Source organism: Rhizobacter sp. P1_G5 (genome assembly GCF_056405435.1).
In genome coordinates, this window is sequence record NZ_JBFUCB010000268.1 from 1 (window position 1) to 7656 (window position 7656).

11 protein-coding genes are annotated in these 7656 nt (G+C 68.1%); 6 read left to right on the forward strand and 5 right to left on the reverse strand.

Annotation, left to right across the window (positions count from 1 at the left end):
• Positions 1-819: NAD(P)/FAD-dependent oxidoreductase (locus tag AC1D12_RS18375; RefSeq protein ID WP_477842088.1), on the forward strand; the 819-nt coding region annotated here is incomplete at its 5' end.
• A gap of 7 nt (positions 820-826) precedes the next feature.
• On the opposite strand, the gene AC1D12_RS18380 is transcribed toward AC1D12_RS18375, so the two are convergent.
• A complete protein-coding gene (locus AC1D12_RS18380) occupies positions 827-1699 on the reverse strand; it encodes a LysR family transcriptional regulator (protein ID WP_477828505.1) in 873 nt (290 codons plus the stop codon).
• 119 nt (positions 1700-1818) lie between these two features.
• Here AC1D12_RS18380 and AC1D12_RS18385 point away from each other — a divergent pair, with 119 nt between their 5' ends.
• Positions 1819-2016, forward strand: coding sequence for a hypothetical protein (locus AC1D12_RS18385; RefSeq protein ID WP_465113807.1), 198 nt, complete (start codon positions 1819-1821; stop codon positions 2014-2016).
• Positions 2017-2041: 25 nt separating this feature from the next.
• Here AC1D12_RS18385 and AC1D12_RS18390 read toward each other — a convergent pair whose 3' ends face one another.
• The gene (locus AC1D12_RS18390) at positions 2042-2446 is read right to left on the reverse strand and encodes a RidA family protein (protein ID WP_477842090.1); all 405 of its coding nucleotides are present in this window, start codon (positions 2444-2446) and stop codon (positions 2042-2044) included.
• Between the two features lie 125 nt (positions 2447-2571).
• Here AC1D12_RS18390 and AC1D12_RS18395 point away from each other — a divergent pair, with 125 nt between their 5' ends.
• Positions 2572-3507, forward strand: coding sequence for a LysR family transcriptional regulator (locus AC1D12_RS18395; protein WP_477824988.1), 936 nt, complete (start codon positions 2572-2574; stop codon positions 3505-3507).
• A 7-nt stretch (positions 3508-3514) separates the two neighbouring features.
• Here the strand turns inward: AC1D12_RS18395 and AC1D12_RS18400 are convergent, their stop codons facing one another.
• On the reverse strand, positions 3515-3895 hold the full coding sequence (locus tag AC1D12_RS18400; RefSeq protein ID WP_477824989.1) for a hypothetical protein: 381 nt from the start codon (positions 3893-3895) through the stop codon (positions 3515-3517).
• 90 nt (positions 3896-3985) lie between these two features.
• On the opposite strand from AC1D12_RS18400, the gene AC1D12_RS18405 reads away from it, so the two are divergent.
• Entirely contained in the window at positions 3986-4711 is a 726-nt protein-coding gene (locus tag AC1D12_RS18405; RefSeq protein WP_477842092.1) for a sulfite exporter TauE/SafE family protein, read from the forward strand.
• Between the two features lie 138 nt (positions 4712-4849).
• Here AC1D12_RS18405 and AC1D12_RS18410 read toward each other — a convergent pair whose 3' ends face one another.
• Entirely contained in the window at positions 4850-5212 is a 363-nt protein-coding gene (locus tag AC1D12_RS18410) for a hypothetical protein (protein WP_477842094.1), read from the reverse strand.
• 221 nt (positions 5213-5433) lie between these two features.
• Between AC1D12_RS18410 and AC1D12_RS18415 the strand changes: the two genes are divergently transcribed.
• Positions 5434-6054, forward strand: coding sequence for an OmpW/AlkL family protein (locus AC1D12_RS18415; protein ID WP_477842096.1), 621 nt, complete (start codon positions 5434-5436; stop codon positions 6052-6054).
• On the opposite strand, the gene AC1D12_RS18420 is transcribed toward AC1D12_RS18415, so the two are convergent.
• Positions 6005-6844, reverse strand: a complete 840-nt coding sequence (locus AC1D12_RS18420) for an oxygen-binding di-iron domain-containing protein (RefSeq protein WP_477842098.1) — start codon at positions 6842-6844, stop codon at positions 6005-6007. The genes AC1D12_RS18415 and AC1D12_RS18420 overlap by 50 nt on opposite strands.
• A 163-nt stretch (positions 6845-7007) precedes the next feature.
• Between AC1D12_RS18420 and AC1D12_RS18425 the strand changes: the two genes are divergently transcribed.
• On the forward strand, positions 7008-7656 hold a 649-nt coding region (locus tag AC1D12_RS18425; protein ID WP_477842099.1), incomplete at its 3' end, for a ribonucleotide reductase barrel domain-containing protein.

Sequence of the window (7656 nt, forward strand, 5' to 3'; positions counted from 1 at the left end):
GTGCAGCTCGACGTGCCCGGCGCGGCGCCCGGCCAGGTGCGCAGCCTGCGCAGCTTCGGCGACAGCCGCGCGATCGCCGCGCAGGCGGGCTCCGCACGCGTGGCGCTGGTGATCGGCTCGAGCTTCATCGGGCTGGAGGTGGCGGCCTCGCTGCGCGCCCGCGGACTCGAGGTGCATGTGGTGGCACCCGACGCGGTGCCGATGCGGCGCATCCTCGGCCCCGAGCTCGGTGYGTTCGTGCGCGACCTGCATGCGTCGCACGGCGTGGTCTTCCACCTCGGCACCACCGTGGCGCGGGTCGACGGCTCCCAGGTCCGGCTGGCCGACGGCACGGTGCTCGAGGCCGACCTGATCGTCGCCGGTGTCGGCGTGCGGCCCGCGCTCGCGCTGGCCGAACAGGCCGGGCTCGCCGTCGACCGCGGCGTCAGCGTCGACGCGTGGCTGCAGACCAGCGCGCCGGGCATCTTCGCGGCCGGCGACATCGCGCGCTGGCCGGACCCGCATTCGGGCGAGCGCATCCGCGTCGAGCACTGGGCGCTCGCGCAGCGCCAGGGCCAGGTCGCCGCGCTGAACATGCTCGGCCGGCACCGCGCCTTCGACATCAGCCCGTTCTTCTGGAGCCAGCACTACGACGTGACGATCCAGTACGTGGGCCATGCCGAGCGCTGGGATGCGATCGAGATCGACGGCTCGATCGCGGCGCGCGACTGCAGCGTGCGCTACCGGCTCGGCGGCCGCGTGCTGGCCGTCGCGACGATCGGGCGCGACCTGGCGAGCCTGCGCGCCGAGCGCGAGCTGGAAGGCGCCGTGGCGGCGTAGCGCAGGCTCATTCGTGGTCGGCCGTCGTGCCGCCGGCGGCATGGCGCAGCCCGTCGAGCGCCGGCTGCACGACGGCGGCATCCGACTCTTCGGCGAACACCGCATAGGCCGGGTACAGGAACTCGGGCGCGCCCTTCACGCGGCGCAGCCGGCCGCTGTCGAGGTGCTTGCGCACGACCGCGAGACGGAAGTAGCCCGAGCCGCCGTTGGCCAGCACGAACTCGCGCCCGAGCGGGCCGAGGCCGGCGGTCACCGCGGCATGGCCCAGGTGCGGGAAGGCGAGGCTGTGCTGCTGCGCGAACTCCGGGCCCCAGTCGACGTAGACGTAGTCGGCCGGGTCGAGCTTGCGGGCGCGCTTGTGGGTGGGCGGGTGCGTCGTGACGAGCACCAGCTTCTCCTCGATCAGCAGCTCGATGCGCAGGCCCGGGCGGCGCTGCGGCGCGTAGACGACCGCGATGTCGAGCATGCCGGAGGCGACGCGGTCCATCAGCTCGGGCGCGACGCCCACCTCGGTGCGCAACGCGAGTTGCGGCGCGACGTTGCGCATCCACAGCAGCCAGTCGAGCAGCAGCGGATCCCACAGGCTCATCTCGCAGCCGATGGTCAGCACGGATTCATGGCCGGGCGGCACGGCCACCTGGTGGCGCGCCCGCTCCCACACCTGCACCATCATCGAGGCGTGGCGCACGAAGCGCTCGCCGGCCGGCGTGAGCGAAGCGCCGGCCTTGCTGCGCACGAACAGCGTGGCGCCGACCGCCTCCTCCAGCGCCTTCACGCGGGCGCTGACCGCCGTCTGCGTGACGTGCAGCCGCTCGGCGGCGCGAACGAAGCTGCCGGTCTCGACGATGTCGAGGAAGGTGCGCGCGAGGGTCACGTCCACAGCGTCTCCAGAGACGGATTTGAATGCAACATTGTTGCTCTTATCGGTCAATAAAGATCGCTTTACCTGCCCTCAAGCAAGGACGACCATGTGCATCACGCCAACGGAAGGAGTCCGGAATGAACACACGCTCTTCGAACACGACACCGCAGCGCACCGCTTCCGAACGCCCGCAGGCGGGGCCGGCACAGCGGGCCGCCGTGCCGCAGAAGAATGCCGACGCGCAGCGCACGAACGCCTCTGCCCAGAGCCGCAGCGAAGCACGCCATGCCACCCGCGTGGCGGCCGAGAGCGAGGTCCTGATCGTCGGGGTCTGAGCGGGCCCGTCCGCTGTCGCTCTGGTCAGATTGCGCCGGTCTCCGGCAGCTTCGCGATCACCTTGATCTCGAATTGGAAGCCGTAGAGCCAGGTCACGCCGATGCCGGTGAGCGTCGGGTGCGGTGCGTTGCCCCAGTACTCCGGCACGATCTTCCAGATCGTGTCGAACGTCGATTCCGGATCGACGATGAAGACGGTCACGTCGACCACGTCGTCGAACGTGCAGCCGGCTGCCGCCAGGATGGCATTCAGGTTGTCGAACGCGAGCCGCACCTGGGCCTGCAGGTCCGGCTCGGGAGAACCGTCCGGCCTGCTGCCGACCTGCCCCGACACGAACAGGAAGCCGTTGGACCGAATCGCCGGCGAATACCGGTTCGTCTCATAGAGCGACTGGCGCCCGGCCGGAAAAACCACATCACGCTTGCCCATCGATGGCTCCTTGGAATTGATCACGATGGCGTGACTCTAGGGATCCCCGCCGCCCGGATCTACGGGCCTCGAAGACAATCATCGTTTGGAAAATCCAAACAATCGTCGACGGGCTGGGGGCAGCGATGGACCGTTTTGATGCGATGCAGGCATTCGCCCGCGTGGTGGAGACCGGCAGCTTCACGAAGGCGGCCGAGACGCTGCAGCTGAGCAAGACCAGCGTGACGCAGCTGGTGCAGCAGCTCGAGGCGCGGCTGCGCGTGAAGCTGCTGAACCGCACCACGCGCAAGGTCAACGCCACGGCCGACGGCGCGGCCTACTACGAGCACGTGCTGCGCCTGCTGGCCGACATGGACGATGCCGAGAGCAGCCTGTCGAGTGCCTCGTCGGCGCCACGGGGCCGGCTGCGGGTGGACGTGCCGACCCCGCTGGCCCGCATGATCCTGGTGCCGGCACTGCCGGCCTTCCACGCGCGCTACCCCGACATCCAGCTCGACATGGGCGTGAGCGACCGCATGGTGGACCTGATCGGCGAGAAGGTGGATTGCGTCGTGCGCGGCGGCGAACTCACCGACCTGTCGCTGATCGCACGCCGCGTGGGCGACCTGCAGGCCCGGGTCTGTGCGGCGCCAAGCTACCTCGAGCGTGCGGGCACACCGGTGCATCCGCGGGATCTCGAGGGCACGCATCACCGCATCGTGGGCTACAAGAGCGCGCGCACCGGCACGATCCTGTCGTACGCGATGCAGCGCGACGGCGAACGCATCGAGGTGCTGGGGCGGTACGTGGTCGCGATGGACGATGGCAATGCCTACTTGGCGGCCGGCCTGGCGGGCCTGGGGGTGCTCTGGCTGCCGGACTACATGTCGCAGGCCCACCGGGCGAGCGGCGAGCTGGTGCCGCTGTTCGAAGACTGGCGCTTCGATGCGATGCCGATCTACGTGGCGTTTCCGCCGAACCGGTATGTCAGCGCGAAGCTGCGCGTGTTCATCGACTGGGTGGCCGAGTTGATGGCGCAGCACGCACCGCCGCAACCGCACTCGACGCCCTCAGGCTCGTGACGGGTTTTCATTCGGACCAAGGCGGCGTGACGACACCAAAAACGGCAGCTGCCACCACGAACATCACGAGCATGGCCACTGCGGCAACGCGTGGCGGCAGGAACCGCCGAAGAAGATGCACGCGAACGTAGAGGCCGACAACCGAGGCTGCCAGCACCAGGAATGGGAAGCCGATGGGCGCCCAGCCGGTTTTCGCCGGTTCATTGAAGGCGCTCAAGGCCACAACGAAAACAGGCGCAGGCACCAGGAGCAAGGCCACATCGGCGAGGAAGAGCGAGTGCGTGCGGAAAGCGGACACCAAAGGCGGAACTGCGAGCAGGAGCAGCACCGACATAACGGTGATCGCAAGCGGTTCGAAGGACATGGCGTTCCCGTTGATGCGCTGCACGTGCTCTTGGCTTCAGGAAGGACAATCCGCCGGCGGCAAGCGAGGATCCGGCATGCCGCAGTGTCGATGATCTCGCATGCTGCCTCCTGAATGACTTCCTATTTCTTCGTCTTGTCGGTGGGTCTCGTCGCAGGCTGCGTGAGCGGCGTGATCGGCACCGGTTCATCGCTGATGCTGTTGCCGGTCCTCGTCTACGCCTACGGTCCGAAGCAGGCGGTGYCCATYATGGCCGTCGCCGCGGTGCTGGCCAACATCGCACGCGTCGCCGCCTGGTGGCGAGAGGTCGACTGGAAGGCCGTGGCGGCGTATGCGTTGCCGGGTGCGCTCACCGCGGCACTCGGCGCACGCACGATGCTGTCGCTGCGACCGGCCGTCATCGACGCGATGCTCGGCGTGTTCTTCCTCGCGATGCTGGTGCTCAGGCACTGGCGTGCCGGCACGAGGCGGCGCCTGCGCTTGCGAGAGGTCTCGGCAGCCGGCGCGGTGATCGGTTTCCTCACGGGCCTCGTGCTGTCGACCGGACCGCTCAGCGTTCCGGTGTTCACCGCCTACGGCCTGACGGGCGGCGCCTTCATCTCCACCGAAGCCGCAAGCTCGCTGGCGCTGTACCTCGGCAAGATCGCGACCTTCCGGCAGCTGGGTGCGTTGCCGGCCGACACGCTGCTGCAGGGCGCCATCGTCGGCAGCTCGCTGATGGCAGGAACCTATGCCGGGAAGGCGTTCGTGATGCGCATCAGCCCCCGCGCGTTCTCGCTGCTCCTGGATGCGCTGATGCTGTGCTCAGGGCTGTCGCTGTTGTGGGCGGCGTGGCGCTGAGGTGCCGTTGGTAGACATTCAAATAGTTCGAGTCGACCTGGCAGCAGGTGATGTCGCAGAAGTTGACTCGGTCGGGCTTCTCCAGCCATCGGCCGACGCCGGTGAAGTAGCGCACATGCGCCGCGGCAGAAGTCGTCTTCACCAGGCGTCCGATGATGAAATCCGGGTCGTCTCCACGCTCGCACTCGAGAATGAGAACGGATGGGCGCGCGCAAGCTGCTTGATGATTGCGCGCCAGTCCTGCAGATCGAACGTCATGTCGAATGGAACCTGCTCCAGCAGGCCGTCTTGCTCGAGCAATGTGGTTTGGAACTTGTTCGTCGCAGAGCTTCGAATCTCGGTGATGTCCGATGTGCTGAGCACCATCAACCCGTCCAGGCGGAAGTCGCAGACGTACTGCAGCACGACCAACTGATCGGACGAGGCCAGCACGAATCCCTGGATCGTCTGGGCGTCGATCTCGGTCCGCGTGATCGAAACGAGTTCCCGCTGTGCCGTCATTCGCCTCCTCCGCGCTCGTACTTTGATGTGGCACGAATTCTGGCATCGAACGCCACGGCGTCATGTCCACGCAACGCCTCGATTGACCCGCGTCAGCCCACCGCCCGGTGAACACCTGCCCGAGGTCCGAGCTTGCGCGGCGGCAAGGTTCCACCGTTCATGCCGCGCTGCAATGGTTCGCCGGGGGATGTTCCCCCGCCCACAACCACAGGAAAGAGACCATGACTTCCCGCTCGATGTTCGCCCGCGCCACGCTGGCGCTGGCCGCCGCTGCCGCCTTCGCCGCTGTGCCCTGCGCGGCCCAGGCCCAACCCGAAGCCACCGGCCCGTGGCTGGTGCGCCTGCGCGCCGTCAACCTCGACAGCGCCAACAAGGACGACACCGGCCTCGACCTGAGCATCAACAGCAAGGTGATCCCCGAGCTCGACATCTCGTACTTCTTCACGCCCGAGATCGCCGCCGAGCTGGTGCTGACGTACCCGCAGAAACACGACGTGAAGGCCGGCGGCACGGTCATCGGCTCGCTGAAGCACCTGCCGCCGACCATGCTGCTGCAATACCACGTCACCGGCCTGAAGGGCTTCACGCCCTACCTCGGCGCCGGCGTCAACTTCACGCAGTTCTCCGCCGTCGAGCTGCCGGCGGGCGTCGACATCGACCGCCACAGCGTCGGCCTCGCGCTGCAGGCCGGCGTGGACATCCCGCTGCAAGGCCGGCTGTCGCTCAACATCGACGTGAAGAAGGTGCAGATCCGCACCGACGTGAGCGCGGCCGGCAACAAGCTCGGCACCTTCAAGGTCGACCCGCTGCTGGTCGGCGTCGGCCTCGGCTGGCGCTTCTAGCAGCGGACGCAGGGCCCGGTCRGGCCGGGACCTTGTAGTCGCGCTCGGTCATCAGGTCGATGCCGCAACTCAGGCCCTCGGCCCACGCGATGAACTCCTTCACCGCCGGGCCGGCCAGCGGCGCGCCATGCTGCGGCACCATCATGTCGATGCGCAGCGGGCGCACCATCTGCGCCCACAGCCGCAGCACCTTGTTCGACACCATGTAGCGCCGATGGAAGCCCTCCATGCGCGGCAGCACCTCGGCCAGCGACGTGACCGGCTGCTGCGCCTGCGCGCCCGAGCCCATCGACGCGCCGAGGTCGCCCGAGAACAGGATGCGGCTCACCGGGTCGTAGAACTGGAAGTTGCCCTCGGCGTGCAGGAAGTGCGCCGGCAGCGCGACGAGCTCGTGGCGCCCGATCGGGATGCGCTGCCCGGCATCCGGGATGCCGACCACACGCCCCTTCACCTTGCCCGCCTTGCAGAAATGCGGCACGAAGCGCTCCCATACGCGCGAGATGTACAGCTTGGCGCTGCTGGTCGCCGTCATCCAGCGGTCGAGCGACGCGATGATGTCCGGATCGGCGTGCGAGGCGACRATCGCCGACAGTTCATGCGGCGCGAAATGACGCGTCATCGCCATGTACAGCTCGTTGTAGGCGAGCGTGCCGCCCGGGTCGATGATCGCGCCGGTGCCGCGGTCGACGATCAGGAACTGGTTGGATTGCACCGCGTCGCCGTCCTCGTCGCAGAGGTCGGTGAACATCAGGCACTGGTGCCCGTCGGCATTGAAGAGTTCTGTCGGCATCGTGTCGTCCAAGTGAAGTCGGGCGACTCTAGAAGCGACGTGATCGCCGCGGCTTGCGCCGGCTCAACAATGCTGCCGTCATGGATGAGGCCGGGGCGCTTTACGCACGCTTGTGCCGGGTTCAGGATGGCGGCGACGCCCACTCAAGAACTTGAAAGACCCGATGAGCACCGATCACATGACCGCGGCCGACCCGAAGGCGGCCGCCCTCCTCCCCCAGGACATCAGCACCGAAGTGCTGCTCGAGAAATACGCGAAGGGCGACGAGCGCACGCCCGACGACGTGCGGCGCCGCGTGGCCCGCGCGCTCGCGCAGGTGGAGCCCGCCGAATCGCGAGCCCAGTGGGAAGCGCGCTTCCTCGAGGCGCTGCAGGCCGGCTTCATCCCGGCCGGCCGCATCAACTCGGCGGCCGGCACCGAACTCACCGCCACGCTGATCAACTGCTTCGTGCAACCGGTGGGCGACGCGATCGCGCAGGAAGAAGACGGCCACCCCGGCATCTACACCGCGCTCACCGAGGCCGCCGAGACGATGCGCCGCGGCGGCGGCGTCGGCTACGACTTCTCGCGCATCCGCCCGCGTGGCGCCTGGGTCGCGAGCACGCAGGCCAACGCGTCGGGGCCGGTGTCGTACATGCGGGTGTTCGACCGCTCCTGCGAGACGGTGGAGTCGGCCGGCGCGCGGCGCGGCGCGCAGATGGGCGTGCTGCGCTGCGACCACCCGGACATCGAGGAGTTCATCCACGCGAAGGACAAGGGCGACCTCAGCAACTTCAACATCTCGGTCGGCCTCACCGATGCCTTCATGGAAG

Bases quoted from the DNA above. Each gene is read 5' to 3' on its own strand.
- AC1D12_RS18390 (WP_477842090.1), bottom strand. From the start codon at position 2,446: ATGGGCAAGCGTGATGTGGTTTTTCCGGCCGGGCGCCAGTCGCTCTAT.
- AC1D12_RS18395 (WP_477824988.1), top strand. From the start codon at position 2,572: ATGGACCGTTTTGATGCGATGCAGGCATTCGCCCGCGTGGTGGAGACC.
- AC1D12_RS18385 (WP_465113807.1), top strand. From the start codon at position 1,819: ATGAACACACGCTCTTCGAACACGACACCGCAGCGCACCGCTTCCGAA.
- AC1D12_RS18410 (WP_477842094.1), bottom strand. From the start codon at position 5,212: ATGACGGCACAGCGGGAACTCGTTTCGATCACGCGGACCGAGATCGAC.
- AC1D12_RS18415 (WP_477842096.1), top strand. From the start codon at position 5,434: ATGACTTCCCGCTCGATGTTCGCCCGCGCCACGCTGGCGCTGGCCGCC.